The 25,841-nt window shown below is 73.5% G+C and carries 24 protein-coding genes; 1 reads left to right on the forward strand and 23 read right to left on the reverse strand.

Annotated features, from left to right (window positions below; translation table 11 throughout):
- Positions 1 to 39 precede the first annotated feature (39 nt).
- Entirely contained in the window at positions 40 to 1,782 is a 1,743-nt protein-coding gene (locus tag KZX45_RS01390; RefSeq protein WP_248255922.1) for an HNH endonuclease signature motif containing protein, read from the forward strand.
- A gap of 157 nt (positions 1,783 to 1,939) precedes the next feature.
- Here the strand turns inward: KZX45_RS01390 and KZX45_RS01395 are convergent, their stop codons facing one another.
- From KZX45_RS01395 to KZX45_RS01505, 23 genes are all read right to left on the reverse strand, one after another.
- Positions 1,940 to 2,530: an HAD-IA family hydrolase gene (locus KZX45_RS01395; protein ID WP_248255923.1), complete on the reverse strand. Its 591-nt coding sequence runs from the start codon at positions 2,528 to 2,530 to the stop codon at positions 1,940 to 1,942.
- A 371-nt stretch (positions 2,531 to 2,901) separates the two neighbouring features.
- Complete coding sequence (locus KZX45_RS01400; RefSeq protein WP_248255924.1) at positions 2,902 to 4,998, reverse strand: primosomal protein N'; 2,097 nt, start codon at positions 4,996 to 4,998, stop codon at positions 2,902 to 2,904.
- Between the two features lie 70 nt (positions 4,999 to 5,068).
- On the reverse strand, positions 5,069 to 6,274 hold the full coding sequence (gene metK / locus KZX45_RS01405; protein WP_248255925.1) for a methionine adenosyltransferase: 1,206 nt from the start codon (positions 6,272 to 6,274) through the stop codon (positions 5,069 to 5,071).
- On the reverse strand, positions 6,271 to 7,497 hold the full coding sequence (coaBC, locus tag KZX45_RS01410; protein ID WP_248256287.1) for a bifunctional phosphopantothenoylcysteine decarboxylase/phosphopantothenate--cysteine ligase CoaBC: 1,227 nt from the start codon (positions 7,495 to 7,497) through the stop codon (positions 6,271 to 6,273). Before coaBC ends, metK begins: the two co-directional genes overlap by 4 nt.
- An 83-nt stretch (positions 7,498 to 7,580) precedes the next feature.
- Positions 7,581 to 7,844, reverse strand: a complete 264-nt coding sequence (gene rpoZ / locus KZX45_RS01415; RefSeq protein WP_248255926.1) for a DNA-directed RNA polymerase subunit omega — start codon at positions 7,842 to 7,844, stop codon at positions 7,581 to 7,583.
- A gap of 85 nt (positions 7,845 to 7,929) precedes the next feature.
- Positions 7,930 to 8,526 (reverse strand): guanylate kinase, encoded by a 597-nt coding sequence (gene gmk, locus KZX45_RS01420; protein WP_248255927.1) that lies wholly within the window; start codon positions 8,524 to 8,526, stop codon positions 7,930 to 7,932.
- Positions 8,527 to 8,860: 334 nt separating this feature from the next.
- A complete protein-coding gene (gene mihF / locus KZX45_RS01425) occupies positions 8,861 to 9,172 on the reverse strand; it encodes an integration host factor, actinobacterial type (protein ID WP_248255928.1) in 312 nt (103 codons plus the stop codon).
- Positions 9,173 to 9,437: 265 nt separating this feature from the next.
- Positions 9,438 to 10,301: an orotidine-5'-phosphate decarboxylase gene (pyrF, locus tag KZX45_RS01430; protein ID WP_248256288.1), complete on the reverse strand. Its 864-nt coding sequence runs from the start codon at positions 10,299 to 10,301 to the stop codon at positions 9,438 to 9,440.
- Between the two features lie 67 nt (positions 10,302 to 10,368).
- Positions 10,369 to 13,731, reverse strand: coding sequence for a carbamoyl-phosphate synthase large subunit (carB, locus tag KZX45_RS01435; RefSeq protein ID WP_248255929.1), 3,363 nt, complete (start codon positions 13,729 to 13,731; stop codon positions 10,369 to 10,371).
- A complete protein-coding gene (gene carA / locus KZX45_RS01440) occupies positions 13,731 to 14,984 on the reverse strand; it encodes a glutamine-hydrolyzing carbamoyl-phosphate synthase small subunit (RefSeq protein WP_248255930.1) in 1,254 nt (417 codons plus the stop codon). Before carA ends, carB begins: the two co-directional genes overlap by 1 nt.
- Positions 14,981 to 16,297 (reverse strand): dihydroorotase, encoded by a 1,317-nt coding sequence (locus tag KZX45_RS01445; protein WP_248255931.1) that lies wholly within the window; start codon positions 16,295 to 16,297, stop codon positions 14,981 to 14,983. Before KZX45_RS01445 ends, carA begins: the two co-directional genes overlap by 4 nt.
- On the reverse strand, positions 16,294 to 17,280 hold the full coding sequence (locus tag KZX45_RS01450; protein ID WP_248255932.1) for an aspartate carbamoyltransferase catalytic subunit: 987 nt from the start codon (positions 17,278 to 17,280) through the stop codon (positions 16,294 to 16,296). The genes KZX45_RS01445 and KZX45_RS01450 overlap by 4 nt, the downstream gene beginning before the upstream one ends.
- The gene (gene pyrR / locus KZX45_RS01455) at positions 17,277 to 17,852 is read right to left on the reverse strand and encodes a bifunctional pyr operon transcriptional regulator/uracil phosphoribosyltransferase PyrR (protein ID WP_248255933.1); all 576 of its coding nucleotides are present in this window, start codon (positions 17,850 to 17,852) and stop codon (positions 17,277 to 17,279) included. Before pyrR ends, KZX45_RS01450 begins: the two co-directional genes overlap by 4 nt.
- 176 nt (positions 17,853 to 18,028) lie before the next feature.
- Positions 18,029 to 18,511 carry a CinA family protein gene (locus KZX45_RS01460; RefSeq protein WP_248255934.1) on the reverse strand — a complete coding sequence of 161 codons (483 nt, stop codon included), beginning with the start codon at positions 18,509 to 18,511 and terminating at the stop codon, positions 18,029 to 18,031.
- A 72-nt stretch (positions 18,512 to 18,583) separates the two neighbouring features.
- Entirely contained in the window at positions 18,584 to 18,712 is a 129-nt protein-coding gene (locus KZX45_RS19815) for a hypothetical protein (RefSeq protein ID WP_282453111.1), read from the reverse strand.
- Between the two features lie 35 nt (positions 18,713 to 18,747).
- Entirely contained in the window at positions 18,748 to 19,170 is a 423-nt protein-coding gene (gene nusB, locus KZX45_RS01465) for a transcription antitermination factor NusB (protein WP_248255935.1), read from the reverse strand.
- A gap of 105 nt (positions 19,171 to 19,275) precedes the next feature.
- Entirely contained in the window at positions 19,276 to 19,839 is a 564-nt protein-coding gene (gene efp / locus KZX45_RS01470; protein ID WP_248255936.1) for an elongation factor P, read from the reverse strand.
- 82 nt (positions 19,840 to 19,921) lie between these two features.
- Entirely contained in the window at positions 19,922 to 20,299 is a 378-nt protein-coding gene (locus tag KZX45_RS01475) for a hypothetical protein (protein ID WP_248255937.1), read from the reverse strand.
- The gene (locus KZX45_RS01480) at positions 20,296 to 20,916 is read right to left on the reverse strand and encodes a SatD family protein (RefSeq protein WP_248255938.1); all 621 of its coding nucleotides are present in this window, start codon (positions 20,914 to 20,916) and stop codon (positions 20,296 to 20,298) included. Before KZX45_RS01480 ends, KZX45_RS01475 begins: the two co-directional genes overlap by 4 nt.
- A gap of 197 nt (positions 20,917 to 21,113) precedes the next feature.
- A complete protein-coding gene (locus tag KZX45_RS01485; RefSeq protein ID WP_248255939.1) occupies positions 21,114 to 21,599 on the reverse strand; it encodes a shikimate kinase in 486 nt (161 codons plus the stop codon).
- A 325-nt stretch (positions 21,600 to 21,924) separates the two neighbouring features.
- The gene (gene aroB / locus KZX45_RS01490) at positions 21,925 to 23,583 is read right to left on the reverse strand and encodes a 3-dehydroquinate synthase (protein WP_308221687.1); all 1,659 of its coding nucleotides are present in this window, start codon (positions 23,581 to 23,583) and stop codon (positions 21,925 to 21,927) included.
- A gap of 211 nt (positions 23,584 to 23,794) precedes the next feature.
- Positions 23,795 to 25,012 carry a chorismate synthase gene (gene aroC, locus KZX45_RS01500; RefSeq protein ID WP_248255940.1) on the reverse strand — a complete coding sequence of 406 codons (1,218 nt, stop codon included), beginning with the start codon at positions 25,010 to 25,012 and terminating at the stop codon, positions 23,795 to 23,797.
- A gap of 243 nt (positions 25,013 to 25,255) precedes the next feature.
- Positions 25,256 to 25,798 carry a prepilin peptidase gene (locus KZX45_RS01505; RefSeq protein ID WP_248255941.1) on the reverse strand — a complete coding sequence of 181 codons (543 nt, stop codon included), beginning with the start codon at positions 25,796 to 25,798 and terminating at the stop codon, positions 25,256 to 25,258.
- Positions 25,799 to 25,841: the final 43 nt, after the last annotated feature.

Consider the following 25,841-nt stretch of genomic DNA (forward strand, 5'->3'; position numbering starts at 1 on the left):
ACTGTTTCATACAGCCGTTCGATCCAGGTGAGGGTGACGATGTCCACGCTTTCGACCGCGAGTGCAGGGCCCGGGACCAGCAGCCCCGTGGCACCTCTCGCGGCCGTGCGGGGCGCTGTCGGGGCGCTGCGGGCGCAGGCCGACCCCGCCCAGGCGCGAGCCTGGGAGGCGGCGGAGCGCGAGAGCGCCATCGCCACCCTCGATGCCGTCATCCAGGAGCTCACGGTCTACCGAGGACGCCTGCTCGTCGCCCACAAGGAGGACGGCCGATGGGGCTCGTCCCGGGATCGTGACTACGTCGACTGGCGGGCCCGCATGACCGGCTCCGGGCGTGGGACCGCCGCCGGCGAGCTCACGGTGGCTGAGGGGCTCGACGCGATGCCGGAGGTTGCGCGTGCCGTCGACAGCGGTGCCTTGAGCATCGAGCACGCCAAGGCGCTGGCGCGGCTGCGGGCGGACGCCTCGGAAGAGGTGAAGCAGGCGCTGGACGACGGCGTCACCGCCGAACTGGTCGAGCACGCGAAGCGCAAGAAGCTCTCCGCCCCCGAGCTGGCGAAGGAGGCTCGTCGCCAGGCGGCGAGCATCGACGCGCAAGCAGCCCAGGAAAGCTACGACGCGACGTGGCGCCGGCGGTCCGTGACCTTCGGCAAGGCCGCCGGAGGAGGTCGGTCCGGGCAGTGGGTCCTGGACGACGTCGGCGGCACGCTGGTCGAGACCGCCCTCGACGCCGTTGTGGGCCCGATCGCCGCGGACGACGACCGCAGTCGTGCGCAGCGGCACGCGGACGCACTCGTCACCCTGGCGTCCCGCACCCTCCAGGTCGGCTCCGACCTCAACGGCGCGCAGGTGCGGCCGCACCTGGCGCTGGTGGTCAGCGAGGACACCTGGGCAGCGGCGCGGGCGCACCAGGACGCCGTCGACGCGTCCACGGGGAGCGCCGCCGACCGGGTTCAGGGCGATGGCGCGGCGTTCGGGCTACGCCCCGACGGCACCGCCGCGAGTGTCGACTCGGTTGAGTCCGCTGCGCGGAGCTGCACGGTGCTGGCGCGGCCCGCGAGCGTCCCGGCGCTCCCCGACGTCCCACCGGCCGAGCTGGAGGACGGCACTCTCGTGCCTCTGCGAGAGCTGCAGCGCCTGATGTGCGACTGTGAGGTGACGCGGATGGTGATGACCGCCGACTCCGTGCCGCTCGACGTGGGCATGACCCAGCGCACCTATACCCGCGAGCTTCGGCGTGCGGTGACGACGCGGGACAGGACTTGCCAGTGGCCCGGCTGCACGATCCGTGCAGCCTGGTCGGAGATCCACCACATCGTCTGGTTCTCCAGAGGCGGCCCGACGTCGGTGGGCAACGCGGCGACGCTGTGCAGCTACCACCACCACGTCGTGCACAACGAGAGCGTCAGGATCGTGCCGCTGGCAGACGGCTTCGGGTTCCACCGAGCCGACGGGTCGCTGATCGGCACCCGGCGACGGCCACCAGGTCGGCGCCGCGGGGCGCCGCCGGGCGCAGGTGATCGGTCACCGCAGGCGCCGCCGGGTGCGGGGGAACTTCTGGATGCCTGGAACGCGGCGCGAGCAAGTGATGGCCGTGCACGCCCTCAGCTTCCCGACGCGCTGAAGCGGCCCTCGTCAGCACGGCAAGCAGCCGACGCAGCAGCCGGGATGCCGGGTACGACAGGGGGTGCGCCAGGGAAGACCGAACCGGAGCCATGCCGTGGGCGCACGCTCTGGGAAGACGACGCCGATCTGCCCGACCAACCCAGCGACCCACCCTTCTGAGCTTTCTGGGCCTCGTGTGTGGCCGTGGGGATCCGGCCCGCCGACGTAGGGCTCTGGGGAGCCCGCCGGCCGAGTGGGCGGCGGCGCCAGAGGGACTCAGCCCCCGCTGCGACAGCACCGCTGCCGCCGCCGCACCGAAGAACTACCGCCGAGGCGGCTACTGCGCTCCGCCGTTGCCGCCCGGCAGGAGCCCCAGTGCCCGAAGGTCCGCACGGAGCTGGGCGGCAGTGGTGAAGTGCAGCGCTCGCAGTCCGACCGCCTCGGCGGCGGCGACGTTGGCGCGGGAGTCGTCGACGAACACTGTCGCCTCCGGCTGGAGGCCGTAGCGCTCGATCAGGAGGTGAAAGATCGCCGGGTCCGGTTTGACGAGGCCCTCCCGCCCGGAGACGAGCACGTCCTCGAGGCGATCGATGACCGGAGCCGCAACCGCGGCATGATGGAAGGTCTCCGCCGACCAGTTCGTCAGACCGAGGAGGCGAATCCCGTGAGCCGCGAGCTCGTCGACGATGGCGGTCGTGCCGGCGACCGGACCGGTCAGCGCGGCGGCGAAGTTGCGGCAGTACCGGGCGAGAGTGTGCTCGTGCTCCGGGTGACTCCCGCGGATCTGAGCGAGCGCGGCGGCGTGGGAGAGCCCTCTGTCCATCGCGAGGTTGACCTCCGTGAAGTCGATCGCCTCGGCGAAGGCTCGCCACTCCTCCTCGCCCATGCGGTCGGCGACCGCGAGGTATGGCTCCCATCCGACGATCACCCGCCCGAGGTCGAAGACGACGGTGCCGTACCCGGCCGACGGGGTGTCATACCCCGTCGATCTGACGCCGTACCCCGTCAGTGGGGTGTCGTACCCCGTCGGTGGGGTGTCGTACCCCGTCGGTGGGGTGTCGTACCCCGTCGGTGGGGTGTCGTCGGCATTCCGGGCGTCATCCCCTGCGGGGTCGCCATCCGTTCGTCGCTGAGAGCTGGCCGGCGTTCTGCCGTCGGGGCGTGAGGGCTTCTCCACTCCCTCATCCTGCACCTTGCGAGCACACCCATCCGCGGTGCCACGCGTCTGCCCCAGGACGCGCGGCACCTGTCACCGGCAGTACGGGGCGCCCGGACCGGGAAAGAGCGCGTACGGCGCATTCACCACAGATCGGGCGGGTCGGCCTGGACCCGCACCACGCCGTCCTCCTTCCGGGCACTGCGCACCGCCGAAGCCTGGGCCACCCGCCGGGCGAGCTCGGCGCCGAGTCGTCGCGGGACGCGCAGCAGCGCCCGCACCTCTCCGTCCTCGACCTCGACCGGCCCCAGGACGTCGAGCCCCTCGAGCCGGTCCAGGTGGTCGACCATCGACCGCACCGCCGCCGCCGTGCCCTGCAGCGAGACCATGCGGACGGCCGGTGGGAACGACAGCTCGGTCCGTTCGGCGAGCTCCCGGGCCGCGAATCCCGCCGGGTCCCACCGAACGAGGGCCTGCGCCGGAACGGGCGCGGGCTGGCCGAGCAGCATGACGATGCCGCCCTCGGCCGCTCCGCGCACCAGGGCTGCGGCCCCCAGCCACCGACGTAGGGCCTCTGCGGAGGCCCAGAGCTCGGGCCGCGAGGTCGCGGCGGCCGCGTCCAGGATGAGAGCGCCGGCGAACCCACCCTGTGCCGTGGGTTCCGCCCCGGGCGTCGCGACGACGAGACGGGGCTTGTCGTCGACCGTCTCGACGACGCCGTGGCTCGCCGACGCGCCGGAGACGACCACCGGCACCGACGGGAAGGCGCGGCCCAGCTCCTCCGCGGTGCGGGACGAACCCACCCGGACAGCGCGCAGGGCGGTGTGCCCGCAGGTCACGCATCGCCAGTCCACCGCGTGTCGACCGCACCACGCGCAGGTGGGCGTCGTTCCCGGCCGGTCGAGGCGCAGCGGGCCGTGACATGCGGAGCAGCGCGCCGGTTCGCGGCAGCGCGCGCACGCGACGACGGGGAGGTATCCCCCGCGGGCGACCTGCACGAGGACGGGCCCGCGCTCGAGGGCGGAGCGCGCCAGCTCCCACGCCGGGTGCGGGATGCGTGCCACGGCGGCCGGTCCCTCCCGCGCGAGGTCGACGTCGGTGGGCGCGACGACGCGCGGGGCGGCCGCCCGCACGACCGCGCGCGGGGCCTGCACCGGGTGCGCCCAGCCCTGCTCGACCAGGAGCTGCGCCTCGACGGTGCGCGTGAACCCGCCGATCAGCAGGCCGGCCCCCTCGAGCTCCGCGCGCAGCGCAAGCACCTGTCGGGTGTGGGGGTACGGGGATCGAGGCTCGGCGAGCCGGTCGTCCCCGTCGTCGAAGACGGCGACCAGGCCGAGATCGGCCACCGGGGCGAACGCAGCCGCCCGGGTGCCGACGACCACGCGGACGTCGCCCAGGAGAACGCGGAGGAAGGCGCGGTACCGGCGAGCCGGGCCGTCGTCGGCCACCAGGCGGGCGACCGGCTCGTCCGGGAGCACGTCCTTGAGCGCGGCGACCACGTCGTCGACCTGGCGGTTCGTGGGGAGCACGACGAGCACGCCACGACCCGAGGCGAGCGCGGCCTGGGCGGCCTCGGCGAGCGTCGTCGACCACGGGGAAGGGCGGGCGGGCGCGTCGTCCGGGACGAGCTCGGAGGTCGCATCCCCCAGTCGGTGAGCCGGCAGCGCCGTCCAGACCGCGCGCGGGCTCTCCCCCGCAGCAAGGTGGCGCAGGAAGGCAGGCCCGCCGGTGTAGCACGCCCATCTCTCGCCTCCGGGGGCGGTGACGGGTGGGAGGACGGCAGTCTGGGTGCCGCGTCCGTCGAGGACCGACTTCTCGGTGGTGGCGTGGCGGGGAGGCACAGCGAGCCGCACGACGTCCATGAGGGTCCCGGCGTACCTGTCAGCCACCGCCCGGCACAGCCGGAGCACCGAGGGCGACAGCACGGGGACCGGCGAGGCCGCCCGCCGCAGCGGCGCGAGAGCGCCCCGATGGTCGGTGTCGGCGCGCCGCTCGACGACGAAAGCGGGCCGGTCCTGGCCGGCGAACCGGACCTGGACGCGCGCACCCGGAACCGCGTTCTCGGCCATCTCGGGAGGAACGCGGTAGTCGAAGGGGTGGTCGAGGTGAGGCAGCGGGACGTCGACGACCACGCGGGCCACCGGGTTCTCGACGCCCTGGCTGTCGACAGGTGCGGCCGCAGCGGGCGGCAGGTCCAGGAGCGCGCCCTGCTCGGGGCGTGGACGGCTCGAGGAGGTCATGAGCCCGATTCCATCACGGACGGCGGACACCGCGCCGCGCCCGTCCCAGCTGTCGCGGACGGCGCGAAGGTCAGGCGACCGCGGTGCGGAGGTCGTCGACGCGGTCGGTGCGCTCCCAGGTGAACTCGGGCAGCTCCCGGCCGAAGTGGCCGTAGGCCGAGGTGTGCCGGTAGATCGGGCGGAGCAGGTCCAGGTCCCGCACGATCGCCGCCGGCCGCAGGTCGAAGACCTCCCGCACCGCGGTCACGATCCGCTCCACCGGCACCGTCTCGGTGCCGAACGTCTCCACGAACAGCCCCACCGGGTGCGCCCGCCCGATCGCGTACGCCACCTGCACCTCGCACCGGCGCGCCAGCCCCGCCGCCACGACGTTCTTCGCCACCCACCGCATCGCGTACGAGGCCGACCGGTCCACCTTCGAGGGGTCCTTCCCCGAGAACGCCCCACCCCCGTGGCGCGACATCCCCCCGTAGGTGTCCACGATGATCTTCCGCCCCGTCAGCCCCGCGTCCCCCATCGGCCCGCCGATGACGAACTGCCCCGTCGGGTTGACCAGCAGGTCGTACCCCGACGTCGCCAGCTCCACGCCCGCCGCCGCGAGCACCGGCTCGACGACCTCCTTCTCCACCGCCACCGCCAGCAGGTCCTGCCGCACCCACTCGTCGTGCTGTGAGGAGACCACCACCGTGTCCAACGACACCGCCCGGTCACCCTCGTAGCCGATCGTGACCTGCGTCTTGCCGTCCGGGCGCAGCCCCGGCACCACGCCCGCCTTGCGCACCAGCGCGAGCCGCTCCGCCAGCCGGTGGGCGAGGAAGATCGGCAGCGGCATCAGCGCCGCCGTGTCGTCGCACGCGTACCCGAACATGAGCCCCTGGTCCCCGGCGCCCTGGACGTCCAGCTCGTCGAAGGCCCCTGCCCCCGAGCGGCCCTCCAGCGACTTCGACACCCCCGCGGAGATGTCCGCCGACTGCTGCCCGATCGAGACCGACACCCCGCACGAGGACCCGTCGAACCCGATCGCCGAGGACGTGTAGCCGATCCGGCGCACGACCTCGCGCACGAGCTGCGGGATCTCCACGTACGCGTCGGTGGTCACCTCCCCCACCACGTGCACCAGCCCGGTGGTCACCACCGTCTCCACCGCCACGCGCGCCACCGGGTCCTGCTCCAGGATCGCGTCCAGGATGGTGTCCGAGATCCGGTCGCACACCTTGTCCGGATGCCCCTCGGTCACCGACTCGGACGTGAACTGACGCAATACCGAAGAAGTCACCGCTCGATCGTAGTGGCAGCGCGCAGACGGGCCGCGACGGCGTCCCACACCGCGTCCGCAACCTGGGCCTTGGTCCCGCTCCCCCGCCCGACGACGGAGCCCTCGCCGTCGAGGATGGTCACCTCGTTCGGGACGTCGCCGAACCCGCGGTCGGCGCCGACCTCGTTGACGGCAAGCAGGTCGGCCCCCTTGCGGCGGGCCTTCTCCCGCCCGTGGGCGAGGACGTCGCCGGTCGCGTCGCCGGTCTCGGCCGCGAAGCCGACGACAACCTGCCCCTCGCGCAGCCGCTCGGCAGCCAGCTCGGCAAGGATGTCCGGGTTCGTCTCGAGCTCGATCGGCGCGGGACCGGCCGAGGTCTTCTTGATCTTGTGCGTCGTCGTCGTGGCAGGGCGGAAGTCGGCGACGGCGGCCGCCATGACGACGACGTCCGCGCCGGAGCCGGCGTCCCGGACCGCGTCCCGCAGCTCCAGGGTGGTCTCCACACGCCGCACCGCGATGGCCGGGTGGTCCGGCACGAGCGCGTCGTCGACGTTGGCGGCCACCAGGGTGACCGTGGCGCCGCGGCGGGCGGCCGCGACGGCGAGGGCGACGCCCTGGCGGCCCGAGGACCGGTTGCCGAGGAAGCGCACAGGGTCGATCGGCTCGCGCGTGCCGCCGGCGGAGACGACGACGGAGCGTCCGGCAAGGTCATCGATGGCGGGCGAGACCAGGGCGAGCGCGGCGGCCACGATCGCGGCCGGCTCCGGGAGGCGGCCCGGGCCGGTGTCGGCCCCGGTGAGGCGCCCGGAGTCCGGGTCGAGCACGTGCACGCCGCGGCCCCGCAGCGTCGCGACGTTCGCCTGCGTGGCGGCGTGAAGCCACATCTCCGTGTGCATCGCCGGGGCGAGCAGGACCGGGCAGGTGACGGTGAGCAGCGTCGTCGAAAGCAGGTCGTCGGCCAGCCCGGCCGCCGCCTTGGCAAGGAGGTTCGCCGTCGCGGGGGCGACGATCACCAGGTCCGCGCCGCGGCCGAGGGCTACGTGGTCGACGTGCTCGGCGTCGTCGAAGACATCGGTGCGTACCGGCTCTCCCGACAGCGCCTCCCACGTGGGGCGCCCGACCATGCGCAGCGCCGCCTCCGTCGGGACGACCCGGACGCGGTGCCCCGCCTCGCGGAGGAGCCGGAGCACGAGGGCCGCCTTGTAGGCGGCGATGCCGCCCGTGACCCCCAGGACGATGCGCAACGCGCCGCCCGACGGTGTCGTGGCGGCGCGTTCCTGTGTGCTGGTCATGCCGGCGATTCTGCCTCAGTGGGCGAGGTGGGTGCTCACTCCTCGATGCGGGTGAGGGTCAGCATGCCCTCGTTGACCTCGCGCATCGCGATGGACAGCGGCTTGTCCTCCTGGGCGGCCGGCACGAGCGGACCGACGAACTCGAGGAGGCCCTCCTGCAGCTGGGCGTTGTACGTGTTGATCTGGCGCGCCCGCTTGGCCGCGTAGATCACCAGGGCGTACTTGGAGTCGACCTTCTCGAGCAGCTCGTCGATCGGCGGGTCGGTGATGCCCTCGGGGGCGGCGACGGTTCCGTACATGGGTGACCTTCTCCAGGCTCGGTTTCGCGGGGCCGCGGGCGGGCCGGGAGGGCCCGCGCGGGGCGTCCCGCACGCATACAGCGACCTAGTCTACCCGCTCGGTGACGCCCATGAGCGTGAGCAGCTCGTCCGTGGCGCGTTCCACGTCGTCGTTGACGACGACGTGGTCGAACTCGTCGACCGCGGCGAGCTCCTCCCGGGCGGTGGAGAGGCGGCGTTCGCGCTCCTCCGGGGTCTCGGTGCCACGCCCGACGAGACGGCGCACGAGCTCCTCCCAGCTGGGCGGTGCGAGGAAGACGAAGCGGGCGTCCGGCATCGCCTCACGCACCTGTCGGGCCCCCTGGAGGTCGAGCTCGAGGAAGACCGGCCGCCCCGCGGCGAGCTCGCGCTCGACCGGCTCCCGGGGCGTGCCGTAGCGGTTGCTGCCGTGGACGAGCGCCCACTCGAGCATCTGCCCGGCGCGGATGAGCTCGTCGAAGCGCTCCGGCGTGAGGAAGTAGTAGTGCACACCGTCCAGCTCGCCCGGGCGCGGGGCGCGGGTGGTGGCCGAGACGGAGATCCAGACGTCCGGCGCGCGACGGCGCATCTCCGCCATGATCGTCCCCTTGCCCACGGCCGTCGGCCCGGACAGGACGGTGAGGCGAGCGTGCGGGGAGTCCAGCGAAGGGACGACGTCGGTCATCCCGCCATCCTGCCAGGTGCGGACGGGCGGTCCGATGCGCGCACGGCTTCTCCGGTGGTGAGGGCTCTCACGCCGTTTCTCCGGTGGTGGGGGCTCTCACGCCGTTTCTCCGGTGGTGGGGGCTCTCACGCCGCTTCTCCGGTGGAGAGTGGTCTCACGCCGCTTCTCCGGTGGAGAGTGGTCTCACGCCGTTTCTCCGGTGGTGGGGCTCTCACGCCGTCGACGGCGGCTGGCGAGGGCGGGCTCGGGTGGTCGCCGGACGAGGTGGCCGGCGCGGTCAGGCGGACGCCCGGTGCCTGGGACGGTGCCTGGGAGGGTGAGGGCGCGGGGGCTGTCAGCCGAAGCGCTCGACCAGGGCGGCGCTCTGGTGGGGACCCAGACCCCGTACGCGCCGGGCCTCGGAGATCCCGATCTCGGCCATCAGCGACCGGGCCGTCGCCTTGCCGATACCGGGCAGCGACTCCAGCAGCGAGACGACCTTCAGCTTGCCGAGCGCCTCGTCCTTCTTGGCGGCCTCGAGAACCTCCGAGAGGGTGACCTGCGAGTACTTGAGCTTGTTCTTCACCTCCGCGCGCGTGGCACGGGCGGCGGCGGCCTTGGCCAGGGCGTCAGCGCGCTGCTCAGGGGTCAGGGGCGGCAGTGCCACGATCGGTCACCTCGTCAGTCCACGGATGGTGCGATGTCTGGACGTTAGCGGTCGACCGATGGGTGGGCAACGGCGGAGCGGGACGACGGCGGACTCTCCGCCCCGCGCCACCGTCATCCCGCGACGCGCCGTCGGCATCTCCGGGACGTCGGCATCCCCGGGACGCGTCGCTGTCGTCCCCGGGACCTGCCGCCGTCATTCCCCGGGACCTGCCGCCGTCATACCGGGGACGCGCCGCGGTCATACCCGGGACGCGAGCCCTCGGTCAGCGACCGAGCGCCTCGCGCGCCTCGTCCACGGCGCGGGCGAGCGCGTCGACCAGACCGTCCGGCCCGGCGCCGAGCACGCCCCGGGAGGTGCTCGCGAGCACCTGGTGCCGGGCGGCGCCGAAGACCTCGGCGAGCTCCGCGGCGCCGGCGCCCTGCGCGCCCACCCCGGGCGCGAGCAGCGGGCCGCGCACGGAGGCGAGGTCGAGGCCCAGGTCCGCGACCGCGGACCCGACCGTCGCCCCCACCACGAGCCCGACCGAGCCGAGACGCTCACCGGGCGCGGCGGCGTTCTCGGTGCGTGCGCCGTCGACCATCTCCCCCGCGACAGAGCCGGCCGGCGTACGAGCGTGCTGCACGCCCGGCCCCTCGGGGTTCGACGTCAGCGCGAGCACGAACACCCCGCGCCCCGTCCGCCGGGCGAGGTCGAGCGCGGGCCGCAGCGAGCCGAAGCCGAGGTAGGGCGAGAGGGTCACCGCGTCGGCGGCCAGGGGAGAGCCGTCGCCGAGGTACGCCTCCGCGTAGCCGGCCATCGTCGAGCCGATGTCGCCGCGCTTGACGTCCAGGACGGTCAGCGTCCCGGCGGCCCGGGCCGCCGCGAGCACGTCCTCGAGCGCCGCCACGCCGGCGGACCCGTGCCGCTCGAAGAACGCCGACTGCGGCTTGAGCGCCGCGACCCGCCCGGCGAGCGCCTCCACCACCCGCAGCCCGAACGAGCGCAGCCCCGCTGCGTCGTCGGAGAGCCCCCAGGCCTCCAGCAGACCGGGGTGGGGGTCGATGCCCACGCACACCGGGCCGCGGACGTCCATGGCGGCCGCGAGCCGGTCCCCGAACGGGACGACGGCGGCGCCGTCGGCGGTCATCGGGCGGCCCCGGTCGGGCGCCGCCACGACCGCCTGCGACAGCTCCGGTCCCCCGCCGACCACGACCTCATCCCACGGCCCCGACCACACGGGCGGAGCCGGCCACGCGGGCCACCACGGGCTGACGGCGCGCGGCCCGGTCGGCGTCGTGCGCCTGGAGGCTGCGGACCGCGAACGGGCCCGCGGTGACCGCCTCGATCGCCTGCACGGCGGCGCCGAACTCCTGGACGGTGGTGATGATCGGCTTGTCCGCGGCCGTGGTCGCCGCCCGGATCTCGTAGCCGTCGGCGCGGGCGCCCTGCCCGCTGGGCGTGTTGATGACCATGTCGATCTCGCCCTCGGTGATGAGGTCGATGATCGTCGGCTCGCCCTGCGGCCCCCGCCCCTGGGAGGCCTTGCGCACCACCGTGGCGCGCACGCCGTAGCGGCGCAGCACCCCCGCGGTGCCCTCGGTGGCCAGGACCTCGAAGCCGAGCTCGACGAGGCGGGTCACCGGGAAGATGATCGAGCGCTTGTCACGGTCGGCGACCGAGACGAACACCCGCCCGGTGGTGGGCAGGCCCCCGTAGGCGGCGGACTGCGACTTGGCGAAGGCCGTCGGGAAGTCGACGTCGAAGCCCATCACCTCGCCCGTCGAGCGCATCTCCGGGCCGAGCAGCGTGTCCACGATGGACCCGGCGCCGGTGGCGAACCGCTTGAACGGCAGCACCGCCTCCTTGACCGCCATGGGGGCGTCGAGGTCCAGCACGCCGCCGTCCTGCTCGGGCAGGAAGCCCCGGGCGCGCAGGTCCGTGATCGACTCCCCCGCCATGATCAGGGCCGCCGCCTTGGCGAGCGGCACGCCGGTGGCCTTGGCGACGAACGGCACGGTGCGCGAGGCGCGCGGGTTGGCCTCGATGACGTACAGCACGTCCGAGACCAGCGCGAACTGGATGTTGAGCAGGCCGCGCACGCCCACGCCCTCGGCGATGGCCAGCGTCGAGCGGCGGATCCGGTCGAGCTCGGCCGCCGAGAGGGTGACCGGCGGCAGCACGCACGCGGAGTCGCCGGAGTGGATGCCGGCCTCCTCGATGTGCTCCATCACGCCCCCCAGGAACAGGTCGGTGCCGTCGTAGAGGGCGTCGACGTCGATCTCGATCGCGTCGTCGAGGAAGCGGTCGATGAGCAGCGGGGCCGCCCGGCGCGACGCCTCGGCGCCCCTGCCGTCCGAGGTGCGCGCGAGGTAGTCCCGCAGGCCGGGCTCGTCGTAGACGATCTCCATGCCGCGCCCGCCGAGCACGTAGCTGGGACGCACGAGCACGGGGTAGCCGATGCGGCCGGCGACCTCGAGGGCCTGGTCGGAGGAGGTGGCCGTCCCGAACGCCGGCGCCGGGAGGCCGGCGCGGCCCAGCACCGCCCCGAACGCGCCGCGGTCCTCGGCCAGGTCGATGGACTCGGGCGACGTGCCGAGGATCGGCACGCCCGCGTCCGCGAGGCGCTGGGCCAGCGACAGCGGGGTCTGCCCGCCCAGCTGGACCACCATGCCCGCGACCGGGCCGGCGGCCAGCTCCGCGTGGTAGACCTCCAGGACGTCCTCGAACGTCAGCGGCTCGAAGTAGAGCCGGTCCGAGATGTCGTAGTCCGTCGAGACGGTCTCGGGGTTGCAGTTGACCATGACGGTCTCGTACCTCTCCGCCAGCGCGAGGGTGGCGTGCACGCACGAGTAGTCGAACTCGATGCCCTGGCCGATCCGGTTGGGGCCCGAGCCCAGGATGATCACCGCCTCCCGCTCGCGCGGGGAGACCTCTGTCTCGAGGTCGTAGGCGGAGTAGTGGTACGGCGTCCGGGCGGCGAACTCGGCGGCGCAGGTGTCGACGGTCTTGTACACCGGGCGCAGCCCGTAGGCGTGCCGCACCTCGCGCACCGCCTCCTCCCCCAGGCCGCGCAGGCGCCCGATCTGGAGGTCGGAGAAGCCGTGCCGCTTGGCCAGGCGCAGCACGTCCTCCGTGAGCGCCGGGGCGGTGCGGACCTGGCCGGCGACCTCCTCGATGAGCATGAGCTGGTCGAGGAACCACGGGTCGATCGCCGTCGCCTCGTACAGCTGCTCCACGGTCGCGCCGCCGCGGACGGCCTGCTGGACGTCGACCAGGCGGTGCTCGGTCGGCGTGCGCACCGACTCGAGCAGCGCCGCGGTCTGCGCCGCGTCGGGGACGGGGCCGTCCCAGTGGAACGACGTGCCCTTCTTGTCGATGGACCGCAGCGCCTTCTGCAGGGCCTCGGTGAAGTTCCGGCCCAGCGCCATGGCCTCGCCGACGGACTTCATCGTGGTGGTCAGGGTCGGGTCGGCGGCCGGGAACTTCTCGAACGCGAACCGGGGCACCTTGACGACGACGTAGTCGAGCGTGGGCTCGAAGCTCGCCGGGGTGGAGCCGGTGATGTCGTTCGGGATCTCGTCGAGCGTGTACCCGACGGCGAGGCGGGCGGCGATCTTCGCGATCGGGAAGCCCGTGGCCTTGGAGGCCAGGGCCGAGGAGCGCGAGACGCGCGGGTTCATCTCGATGACGACCACGCGCCCGGTCGTGGGCTCGACGGCGAACTGCACGTTGCAGCCGCCGGTGTCCACGCCGACCTCGCGGATGATCGCGATGCCGACGTCCCGGAGCTTCTGGAACTCGCGGTCGGTCAGGGTCAGGGCGGGCGCGACGGTGATGGAGTCGCCGGTGTGCACGCCGACGGGGTCCACGTTCTCGATCGAGCAGACCACGACGACGTTGTCCGCCTTGTCGCGCATGAGCTCGAGCTCGTACTCCTTCCACCCCAGGATCGACTCCTCCAGGAGCACCTCGGTGGTGGGCGAGTAGTGCAGGCCCGCGCCGGCGATGCGGTCGAGGTCCTCGGGCGTGTGCGCGAACCCGGAGCCCAGGCCGCCCATGGTGAAGGACGGGCGCACGACGAGCGGGTAGCCCAGCTCGGCGGCGATCTCGTGGCACTCCTCGAGGGTGTGCGCGATGGCGGAACGGGCGCTCTCGGCGCCGCAGCGCTCGACGACGCCCTTGAACTTCTCGCGGTCCTCGGCGAGGTTGATCGCCTCGATGGAGGCGCCGATGAGCTCGACGCCGTACTCCTCGAGCACGCCGTTCTCGGCCAACGCGATCGCGGTGTTGAGCGCGGTCTGCCCGCCCAGGGTGGGCAGCAGGGCGTCGGGGCGCTCCTTGGCGATGATCGTGGCGACGACCTCGGGGGTGATCGGCTCGACGTAGGTCGCGTCGGCCAGCTCCGGGTCCGTCATGATCGTGGCCGGGTTGGAGTTGACGAGGATGACCCGCAGGCCCTCCTCGCGCAGCACGCGCACGGCCTGGGTGCCGGAGTAGTCGAACTCGGCCGCCTGGCCGATGACGATCGGCCCGGAGCCGATGACCATGACGGACGAGATGTCGGTGCGCCGGGGCATCAGCGGGCCTCGCCTTCGGTGGTGGTGGAGCGTTCGCGCATGAGGGCGACGAACCGGTCGAAGAGGTGCTCGGCGTCGTGCGGTCCGGCGGCCGCCTCGGGGTGGTACTGCACCGAGAACGCCGGGATGTCGAGGGCGCGCAGGCCCTCGACCACGTTGTCGTTGAGACCGACGTGGGAGACCTCGACACGGCCGTAGCGGCCGCCGTCGAACGGGGCGACCGAGGTCTCCTCGATCGGGGCGTCGACGGCGAAGCCGTGGTTGTGGGCGGTGATCTCCACCCGGCCCGTGGCCCGGTCGAGGACCGGCTGGTTGACGCCGCGGTGACCGTACTCGAGCTTGTACGTGCCGTAGCCGAGGGCACGGCCGAGGAGCTGGTTGCCGAAGCAGATCCCGAAGAAGGGCAGCTTCGCGTCGAGGACGCCGCGGAGCAGCTCCACCTCGTGGGTGGCCGCGCCGGGGTCGCCCGGCCCGTTGGAGAAGAAGACGCCGTCCGGCTCCAGCGCGAGGACGTTGGAGAGCGACGTCGACTGCGGGACCACGTGGACGCGCACGCCCCGGGCGGCGAGCTGCTCGGGGGTGCGGGACTTGATCCCCAGGTCGACGGCGACGACCGTCGCCACCGGCTCCTTGCCGGCGTACTCCCCCGTCGGCTCGACGACGTAGGCCTGCTCGGTGGAGACCTCGCGCGCGAGGTCGGCGCCGGCCATGTGCGGGGACTCGCGGACGACGTCGAGGAGCACCTCGACGGCCTGCTCGCCCAGGCTCGCGGCGCCGGCGGGCAGGGCGTCGCCGGAGAAGATGCCGGCCCGCATGACCCCGCGCTCGCGCAGGTGGCGGGTCAGGGCGCGGGTGTCGACGTCGCAGATGCCGACGACGCCCTGGTCGGCCAGCTCGTCCTCGAGCTCGCGCACGGAGCGCCAGCTGGACGCGCGGCGGGCCGCGTCGCGCACGACGTAGCCGGCCACCCAGATGCGGGACGACTCCGGGTCCTCGTCGTTGACCCCGGTGTTGCCGACGTGCGGGGCGGTCATGACGACGATCTGGCGGTGGTAGGAGGGGTCGGTGAGGGTCTCCTGGTAACCGGTCATCCCGGTGGAGAAGACGATCTCGCCGACCGTGCGGCCCGTCGCGGCGTAGGCGCTGCCGCGCAGGACCAGGCCGTCCTCGAGGACGATCAGCGCGGGCTCGCGCAGGGCGCCGCGGGGCGCGCGGGCGGGCTTGGTCTCGGCCGGGTTGGTGGGGGCGCTCATGCGCCGACCTCCTCTCGCGCCACCGGGGCGCCGTCGAGCACGGTGGCGCGTCCCCGCAGGAACGTCGCCATGATCTGGCCGGGCAGCTCGGTGCCGGCGAACGGGCTGTTGATGCTGCGGGTGGCCTGTGCCGCGGGGTCGACCACCCGCCGGACCGCGGGGTCCACCAGGGTGAGGTTGGCGGGCTCGCCGACGGCGATGGGCCGGCCGTGGTCCTCGACGCGGCCGATGCGGGCGGGCGTCACCGAGAGCACCCGGGCGACGTCGGCCCAGGTCAGGCGGCCGGTCTCGACCATCGTCTTGACGACCACGGGCAGCGCGGTCTCCAGACCCGTCATGCCGAAGGCGCCGGCGGGCCACTCGCAGTCCTTGTCCTCGACCGCGTGCGGGGCGTGGTCGGTGGCCACGATGTCGATGGTCCCGTCCTCGAGCCCGGCACGCACGGCCTCGACGTCCTCGGCGGTCCGCAGCGGCGGGTTGACCTTGTAGCGCGGGTCGTAGGACCGCGCCAGCTCGTCGGTGAGGAGGAGGTGGTGCGGGGTGACCTCCGCCGTCACGTCGATCCCACGGGCCTTGGCCCAGCGCACGATGTCGACGCTGCCGGCCGTGGACAGGTGGCACACGTGCAGCCGCGAGCCGACGTGCTCGGCGAGCAGCACGTCGCGCGCGATGATCGACTCCTCCGCGACCGCCGGCCAGCCGGTCAGACCGAGCTCGGCGGAGACCGCGCCCTCGTGCATCTGTGCGCCCTCGGTCAGGCGCGGCTCCTGGGCGTGCTGGGCGATGACGCCGTCGAACGCCTTGACGTACTCCAGCGCGCGGCGCATGAGGACCGGGTCCGCGACGCACCTGCCGTCGTCGGAGAAGACCCGGACGCGGGCGGCAGAGGTGGCCATCGCCCCGAGCTCGGCGAGCATCTCGCCCTGAAGTCCCACGGAGACGGCGCCGACGGGGTGGACGTCCACCCAGCCGGCCTCGCGCCCGAGGTTCCAGACCTGCTCCACGACGCCGGCGGTGTCCGCGACCGGCGTCGTGTTCGCCATCGCGTGGACGGCGGTGAAGCCGCCCGCCGCGGCGGCGCGGGTGCCGGTGAAGACGGTCTCGGTGTCCTCGCGGCCCGGCTCGCGCAGGTGGGTGTGAAGGTCGACCAGGCCGGGCAGGGCGACCAGCCCGTCGGCGTCGACCGTGACCGCGTCCCGGCCGGCCTCGCGGGCGGCGTCGGCACCGGTCGCGGCGATCACGCCGTCGCGCAGGAGGAGGTCGGTGGGGTCACCGCCCAGGGGTCGGGCGGAGCGGAGCAGGTAGTCGGTCATGAGATCCCTCCGGTGGTCTTCTCGCCGCCGGCGAGGAGCAGATAGAGCACGGCCATGCGCACGGAGACGCCGTTGGCGACCTGCTGGACGATGGTGGAGCGCGGGGAGTCCGCGGCGTCGGCGCTGATCTCCAGGCCGCGGTTCATCGGCCCGGGGTGCATCACGATCGCGTGCGCCGGCAGCCGGCGCAGGCGTGCGCCGTCGAGGCCGTAGCGGCGGTGGTACTCCTGCGGGGACGGGAAGAACCCGCCGCCCGCGGAGGACATCCGCTCGCGCTGCACGCGCAGCATCATCACCGCGTCGGGCCGCGCCTCGGCGAGGGCGGCGTCGAGGTCGTAGCTGACCCGGCACGGCCAGGACTCCATGCCGACCGGGAGCAGCGTCGGCGGGGCGACGATCGTGACCGTCGCTCCCAGGGTGTGCAGGAGCTGGACGTTCGAGCGGGCGACGCGCGAGTGCAGCACGTCCCCCACGATCACCACGGAGGCGCCACCGAGGGACGACCCGTCCGGCGCCGGTGCGTCCTGGCCGGTGGTCAGGTGGCGGCGCATGGTGAACGCGTCCAGCAGGGCCTGGGTCGGGTGCTGGTGCGTGCCGTCGCCCGCGTTGAGCACGGGGACGTCGATCCAGCCCGCGTGGGCGAGCCGGTGCGGTGCGCCCGAGTCGTGGTGGCGGATCACGACGCCGTCGATGCCCATCGCCTGGAGCGTGAGCGCGGTGTCCTTGAGCGACTCACCCTTGGAGACGGAGGAGCCCTTCGCGGAGAAGTTGATGACGTCCGCGCTCAGGCGCTTGGCCGCGGCCTCGAAGGAGATTCGCGTACGGGTGGAGTCTTCGAAGAAGAGGTTGACGACCGTCTGGCCGCGCAGGGTGGGCAGCTTCTTGATGGCCCGACCCTGCGTGGCGGCCATCGCCTCGGCGGTGTCCAGGATGAGCACGGCCTCGTCCAGGCTGAGGTCGGCGGCCGAGAGCAGGTGCCTCATCGGGCCACCTCCGCCGGGGTGGAGATCGTCACGGCGTCGGGCACGCCGTCGGTCTCCGCGAGCTGGACCCGCACGCGCTCGGCGCGGGAGGTGGGCAGGTTCTTGCCGACGAAGTCGGCCCGGATCGGCAGCTGCCGGTGCCCCCGGTCCACGAGGACTGCGAGCTGGACCGCGGCGGGCCGACCGAGGTCGTTGAGGGCGTCCAGGGCCGCGCGGATCGTGCGTCCGGAGTACAGGACGTCGTCCACGAGAACCACGACCTGGTCGTCGATGCCGGCAGCCGGGACGGTCGTGCGACCGAGGGTCCGGGTCGGCTGACCGCGCAGGTCGTCGCGGTACATGGTGATGTCGAGGGCGCCGACGGGGACGGAGGCGTCCTCCGTCTCGTTGATCCGGTGCGCGATCCGCTCGGCGAGCGGCACCCCCCGGGTCGGGATCCCCAGCAGGACGACGCCGTCGCTGCCGTGGTTGCGCTCGAGGATCTCGTGCGCGATGCGGACGAGGGAACGCGAGATGTCGGATTCGGTGAGCACCGTGCGCTCTGCGCCGGCGCTCGTGGGCGTGGTGGCCACGAGGACCTCCTTCCCCGCCTCACGGGACGGGCCTTAAAGGATGTCGGACGCGGCGATGCTACCCCGTGCGGAGCGGGGTCCCGCCGCCTGGACGCCTGGTGGGACGGAGGTGTGACGCGTCCCTCAGCCGCCCCGGCACGGGGTCCGCGCTCAGCCGGCGCGCACGAGGTCGTCGCTCAGCCGGCCCGCACGAGGTCGACGAGCATCCGCAGGGCGTGGAGCGTCGCCGCCTCCACCACCTCGGTCGGTCCACCCTCCAGATGCAGCTCCGTCGTGAGGCTCCGGGCACCGGACCGGCCGCCGAGGAAGACGGTGCCGGCCTCCCTGCCCTCCTGCGGGCCTGGTCCGCCGACGCCGGTCACGGCGACGGCGACGTCGGCAGCAAGCAGGCCCGCCACGCCGTCGGCCATCTGCCCCGCGCACGCAGACGTGACGACCGGGCCGCGGTCGACGTTGAGCACGGAGTACTTCGTCTCGTTCGTGTAGGCGACCACGCCGCCCGCGAACCACGTGGAGGCGCCCGGCGCGGCTCCGAGGTGGGAGGCGATCTTCCCGGCCGTGAGTGACTCGGCGACCGCCACGGTCCGGCCGTCGCCGTCGAGCCGGGAGGCGATCTCGTCCAGGAGGGGCTGCGCGCCGTCGATGATCCCGTCAGTCATGGCGTCGATCCTGACGTGCGCCGCGCCTGACGGCACTCTGGGGGTGGGGTCCTCCGGTCAGGAGCGGTTGCTTCAGGCGCGGCAGCCGAAGCGCCGCACGTCCAGGCGCGGCAGCGGGAGCGCTGAGCCCTGCTCCACAGGCGCGGAGCCGAAGCGCCGCACGTCCAGGCGCGGCAGCGGGAGCCCTGAGTGCTGCTCCACGGGCGCGGAGCCGAAGCGCTGCACCGTCGAGCGATCTAGAGCGTGGGCTTGAGCTCGAGCAGACGGCCGAGCAGGCCGTTGACGAAGGTCGGCGAGTCGTCGGTGGAGAGCTCGGCCGCGAGATGGACCGCCTCGTCGATGGCGACGGCGTCGGGAACGTCCTCGTTGAAGAGCAGCTCCCACGCGCCCAGGCGCAGGATGCAGCGGTCCACCGTGGGCATCCGGTCCAGCGTCCAGCCCTGGGAGTAGGTGCTCAGGAGCTCGTCGATCTCAGCGCGATGGGCGACGACCCCCTCGACGATCTCGACGGCGTACTGCGGGAACGCGCCCTGGGCGACAGTGACGTGCATCCGCTGCTCGAGCAGCGCGAGCAGCTCGTCACCGGCCACGATGCCCTTCTGGTCGGCCTCGAACAGGACGTCCAGCGCCCGGCGGCGGGCCTTGGTGCGTGCGGCCACGAGGGTCCTCTTCTCTGTCCAGCGGTGTCAGGCACGTTCGATGTCAGGCACGCCGGGCGGCCGGTCCCGCAGCGCGGGACCGGCCGACTCCGGCTTCAGCGGTCGTCAGTCGGTGACGCGGCCGAGGTAGTCCCCGGAGCGCGTGTCGACCTTGACCTTCGTGCCGGTCTCGAGGAACAGCGGCACCTGGATCTCGTAGCCGGTCTCGATGGTCGCGGGCTTGGTGCCCGCGGAGGAGCGGTCGCCCTGCAGGCCCGGCTCGGTGTAGGTGATCTCCATGACGACGGAGGCCGGCAGCTCGACGAAGAGGACCTGCCCGTCGTGCATCGCGACGATCGCGTCCTGGTTCTCCTTGAGGAACCTGGCGGTGTCGCCGACGGTCTCCTCCGAGATCGGGATCTGCTCGTAGGTGGCAGAGTCCATGAAGACGAAGTCGGTGCCGTCCTTGTACAGGTACTGCATGTCGCGGCGGTCGACCGTGGCGGTCTCGACCTTGACGCCGGCGTTGAACGTCTTGTCGATGGTCTTGCCGGACAGGACGTTCTTGAGCTTGGTGCGGACGAAGGCCGGCCCCTTGCCGGGCTTGACGTGCTGGAACTCGACGACGGACCACAGCTGTCCGTCGATGTTGAGCACCAGACCGTTCTTCAGGTCGTTGGTCGAAGCCATGCGGGGGCCGTCCTCGTATGTCGGGTTCTGTCGGGAGCGGCGGACCGGGGGCGGGTGGCTCCGCCGGGCCGCGCAGCGCCCGTCAGGATACCTTGCCGAGCACCAGGATGCCGACGACGCCGCACAGCCCCGCCCACGAGTAGCTCGCCAGCGTGCCGATGATGAAGCGCTCGGCGGCCGGGCTCCGCCGGTCGGGGTGGGCCTCCCGGAGCTCGGGGTAACGGCCGAGGCCCTTGACGGCCAGGACGACGGCGACGCCCTCGGGGAACCCCGCGAGGACGGATCCGGTGATCGCGAGTCGCTCCAGCATGCCGATCCATGCCCCTCCGCGCAGCACGCCGGGCACGGCCGGCCCGGGCTCGACCCGGGTCAGCACGGCCCAGACGAGCACCCGTCCGACCAGCACCGAGACCACGAGGGCGGCGAGCACGGCCACGACCGTCGCGGTGGTGGAACTCACGCCTCCCCCTTCTCCCCCGCTGCGCGGCGCAGCAGCCTGGCTGCCAGCGGACGGACGCGGCGTTCCTCCTCCAGCAGTGCTGACCGTACCCGTTGGCTGACGGCCTGCTCGGATATGCCGAGCGTGGCGGCGACGTCCTTCTGCCGGACGCCCGGAGCCAGGAGGTCGGCCACCTCCCAGCCGGCCGCGGAGCGGCGTTGCACGACGGCGGCGAGCAGCTGGACCAGGGCGGACGCGTCGCCGGCGGCCTCCGGGTCGTCGCCTGCCACGACAACGGGCACCGGTTCTCCCCGTCCGCGGGCACGCTCGACGGCGGTGCGTGCGTGGACGAACGCCGGGCCGGAGCTGGCACGCGAGGTCGCCGCCAGCGGCTCGTGCACCGCACCCGCACCGACGCCCACCGCCCAGTCCCCCAGGCGGATGAGATGGAGCGCGAGGTCCAGGGCCGTCTCGGCGCTGGTGAGCACCGTCTGGACCTCGTCCCCGACCGTGCGCTCGAGCGGCAGGGCGACGTCCTTCCGGTGACTGGCCTGCCAGGAAGCCAGGTCGGCGAGCAGGTTCTCGACCATGTCACCGCGGCGTTTGCTCGCGTGCTGATCAGCAGTCACGACCATCATGCATCTAGGCTAACGACTTGATTAAGCAGGATCAAGGTGATGGCCTTGATATACAAGGATCAAGGCATTTCCTGCGACCGCGCGCGACGGGACGCCCATGTCGACCGCGCGCGACGGGACGGCCATGTCCACCGCGCGCGACACAACGATCCAGCGGACGCCGATGTCGGCGCGGGCACTCGGCGCAGACCGACCGATCAGCCGATCGCGGCGAGCACCCGCTCGGCCACGTCAGCCACCGTCAGCGTCGACGTGTCGACGACCGTGCGCGCCACGCGTTCGTACACGGGGCGGCGTGCGGCGGCCATGGCGGCGAACTGCGCCCTGGCGCTGCCGAGCGCGACCGAGCGTGGGGCGTTCAGGCCGACGCGAGGGACGCCTGCCGACATCGACACGTCCAGGAGCACGACCGTGCCCCCGGCGTCGACGTAGCGCTCCAGGAGCGGCACGGCCTCCTCGACCGCCCCGCTCCCGAGAGCCAGGACGCCCGTGGACCCGAGGGCGTCGACGACGACCTCGCGCTCGAGCGTCCGGAACCCGTCCTCACCAAGATCGATCATGAGGTCGCCGACAGGGGCGCCGCCACGCTCTGCCACGAGGGCGTCGGTGTCGACGAACGGCACGCCGAGCCGCTTCGCCACCAGGGCGCCGACCGTCGACTTCCCGGCTCCAGGTGGGCCCACCAGCACGACGCGGGGCGCACCCGCCGGAGGCTCGCGGCGAGGTGCGGCGGGCGATGACGCCGAGCGCTCAGCGCCAGCACCACCCGTCGAAGAAGGCACGAGGCCGGTGGACGAGGCGTCGCCTGGGGCGTCGGGTGTGGAGGAGCGGCTCACCGGACCACCGTATCCGTTCGCCGACGCCCGCCCGATCGACGTGCGCACGACCGCCCCTCGCATGACTGCGCTCGCACGACCGGCGCTCACCCGACTCACGCGCGCCCATCGGCGCATCCGCGACAGAGGCCCGGAAACCACCGCCCCGGTGCAGACAATCCGTCCTTCCCGGTCAGCCCAGGACCGCGGCGTAGGCAGCCTCCAGGTGCTCCGCGGCGGGGGCCCGCAGCACGGTGGTCCGGGCCACGTCCTCGAGGACGACGAACCGCAGGGCGTTGCCGCGGACCTTCTTGTCGTGGGTCATCGCCTCGTAGAGCTCGGCCCACCGGCCGCCTGCGTACGTCGTCGGCAGCTCGAGCAGCCCGAGGACCGCGCGGTGCCTGGCGACCACGCTGTCGGCGAGGATGCCTGCGGCCCGGGCGAGCTCGGCGGCGAAGACCATGCCCACGGCGACCGCGTCGCCGTGCCGCCAGCTGTAGCCCTCGGTGCGCTCGATCGCGTGCCCGAAGGTGTGGCCGTAGTTGAGGATCTCCCGCAGCCCGGCCTCTCGCAGGTCGTCGCCCACCACGCGAGCCTTGACGGCCACGGCACGCTCGACGAGCTCGCGAAGCACGTCCGACCGTGGGTCCTGCGCGCCCAGACCGCCGTCGGCCTCCACGAGACGCAGGATCCGCTCGTCGGCGATGAAGCCGCACTTGACGACCTCGGCGAGCCCGGCCCGCAGGTCGGCTGCAGGCAGCGTGGACAGCGCGTCGAGGTCGCACACCACGCCGACCGGCAGGTGGAAGGACCCGACGAGGTTCTTGCCGTGAACGGTGTTGATGCCCGTCTTCCCGCCGAGGGCGGCGTCGACCATGCCCAGCAGGGTGGTCGGCACGTTGACCAGGCGAACCCCGCGCAGCCAGGTGGCCGCGACGAAACCCGCCACGTCCGTCGTCGCCCCTCCCCCGACCGCGACGACGACGTCCTCACGGCCGAAGCGCTGCTCGCCGAGCAGCTCCCAGCAGTCGGCGACGACGTCGAGGGTCTTGGCTTCCTCGGCGTCCGGGAGGTGGCGGAGCACCGACTCGACGCCGTTGGCGCGGAGCGTGTCGGCCAGCCGTCGCGCGAGCTGCTCGGTGGCCCGTGCGTGGAGGACGAGCGCGCGGGCCGCGCCGTCGGTGAGGCGTACCACCTCCTCGTCCAGGCCGCGCCCGACGACGACGTCGTAGCTCGAGGGACCGGCGACCGGGATGCGAGTGGGCCCGGCGGTCCCGGACGGGCTAGCCGGCTCCGTGCCCAGGCGCTGGAGGGCGTCCTCGGGGACCGCAGAACTGTCGGACCGGGCGACCGCGCGCAGGACCTCGGCGGCGACGTCCTCAGGCCGGCGGTCGCTGGTGCTCACGGTCACGGTGGCGACCCGCTCGTAGATCGGCAGGCGGTCACGACGGAGGGCGGCGAACCGGCCGGCCGGGTCGCCGGCGAGAAGAGGGCGGTCGCCGGAGAGCGCGACACGTGCGAGCGCGGGCTCCGGGAGGACGTCGAGGAGGACGACCGTGTGACCGCGCAGGGCCTCCTGCGTGCCCGGGTGGAGAACCGCTCCGCCGCCCAGGGCGAGGACGCCGTCGTGCTCAGCCAGGGCGCGCACGACGGTCTCGTGCTCGAGCTCGCGGAACCGCGCCTCGCCCTCGGTGCGGAACATCTCGGGGACTGTGGTGCCTGCGGCGCGCTCGACGAGCTGGTCGGAGTCGACGAAGTCCACACCCAGGGCTTCGGCGAGGAGGCCGCCGACGGTGGTCTTGCCTGCTCCGGGCAGCCCGACGAGGACGAGACGGGGACGGGAGGTGCTCACCCGGCCACGCTACCGCCGGGGCGTCGCCGCAGATGATCAGGTCTCATCGTCCAGACGCGGGGCCGAGGCGCGCACGGCCGGCGGCACGACGGTTCGGGTGTACCGCGGGTCAGCGCGGGGCGATCGGTCTGCGTGCCCATGGGTCAGCGCGGGGCGATCGGTCTGCGTGCCCATGGGTCAGCGCGGGGCGATCGGTCCGCGTGCCCGCGGGTCAGCGCAGGTGCTCCGGGATGGCTTCGAGGTAGCCGCGCAGGTTGCGGGCGGACTCGGTGACGGAGTCCCCTCCCACCTTCTCCAGCAGCGCCTGCGCCAGGACGAGGGCCACCATCGCCTCGGCGACGACGGCGGCCGGGGGCACTGCGCAGACGTCGGACCGCTGGTGGATGGCCTTCGCCGGCTCGCCGGTGGTGATGTCGACCGTGGCGAGCGCCCGGGGCACCGTGGAGATGGGCTTCATGGCCGCGCGCACCCGCACGACCTCGCCGTTGCTCATGCCGCCCTCGGTCCCGCCGGCGCGGTTGGTGGCGCGGCGGAGGCGGTCGTCGGGGCCCGGCACGATCTCGTCGTGGGCGGCGGACCCCCGGCGTGCGGCGGTGCGGAACCCGTCGCCGATCTCGACCCCCTTCACGGCCTGGATACCCATGACCGCGCCGGCCAGGCGGGAGTCGAGGCGCCGGTCGCCAGACACGTACGAGCCCAGACCCGGCGGGACACCGTACGCGAGGACCTCGACGACGCCGCCCAAGGTGTCGCCGTCCTTCTGGCACTGGTCGATCTCGGCAACCATGGCGGCCGACGATGTTGGGTCGAAGCAGCGGACGGGGTCGGCGTCGAGGGCCGCGACGTCGTCCGGGCCTGGCACGGCTGCGTCGTCGGGAACGGCCACGGGACCGATGGCGACGACGTGGGAGACGAGCCGGACGCCGGCGACCTGCTCGAGCACGGCGGCGGCGAGCGTGCCGAGCGCGACCCGGGCCGCGGTCTCCCGCGCGCTGGCGCGCTCGAGAACCGGGCGGGCGTCCCGCAGGTCGTACTTCTGCATCCCGACGAGATCGGCGTGACCGGGGCGGGGCCGCGTGAGCGGCCGGTTGCGGGCGACCTCCCGCTCGTCGCCGGTGCCCGCATCCACCAGGAGCGACTCCGGCGGGACCGGGTCCGCCGACATGACCGTCTCCCACTTGGGCCACTCGCTGTTGCCGATCTCGACCGCGACAGGGCCGCCCATGCTCACGCCGTGCCGGACGCCGCCGAGGATGCGCACCTCGTCCTGCTCGAACTTCATGCGTGCACCGCGTCCGTGCCCGAGACGCCGGCGGGTGAGGGCCTGCCGGATGTCCTCGGTGGTCACCTCCACACCCGCGGGCAGTCCCTCGAGCACGCCGACCAGCGCCGGACCGTGCGACTCTCCTGCCGTCAACCATCTGAGCATGGGGCGATCCTGCCACGGCGGGTCGACCGCGCCGCCGCGGCGTCCAAACCTGCGGCCGGCTCGCCCCGACGCGACGCCCGGCCCCGACGGCCCGACGCAACGCCCGGCCCCGACGGCCCGACGTAGCGTGTGACCCCGGCGGCCCGACGGTGCGCCCGACCCCGACGGTCCGACGCAAGGCTTGAGCAGACGGGACGACGCAGCGCCCGACGCGCGCCGGCCGCTGCTGCCGCGACGGGGCGGTCAGTACGGCAGGGCGCCGGCGAGCGAGCCCGCGGTGGCCGCAGCAGCGCCCACCAGCATCCAGGGACCGAAGGCGAAGGCGGACTTCCGCCCGGCCCTGCCCACGACCAGCAGCACCGACGCGAACAGCCCGCCCAGGACGAAGGCGGCCACGGGACCGGCGACGACGGCGGACCAGCCGAACCACCCGAGCCACAGTCCGAGGAGCCCGCCCAGCTTGACGTCACCCAGCCCGAGCCCACCGGCACGGGCGAGTCCGAGCAGCAGGTAGCCGGTGGCCGACGCCAGTCCGCCGAGGACGGCCCGGCCCAGCGAGCCGGCCTGCCCGGTGACGACGGCCGCAAGCGTGAGCGTCACGAGCAGCCAGCAGACGCCGGGCCCGACGAGCCGGTCCGGGAGGCGGTGGGTCCGCACGTCGATCACCGTGAGCACCACACCCAGCGCGGCGAGGCCCGCACCGCCGACGACGACCGCCCACGGCTGACCGGCCAGCCCGACCGCGGCGCCGGCGGCGACCGCACCGGCGGCAGTCAGCGTCGGCACCCGGACACCGGGGGGCAGACCAGGTCGGGAGTCGTCGGGCTCA

This window comes from Georgenia sp. EYE_87, assembly GCF_023148685.1.
Classification (GTDB): domain Bacteria; phylum Actinomycetota; class Actinomycetes; order Actinomycetales; family Actinomycetaceae; genus Georgenia.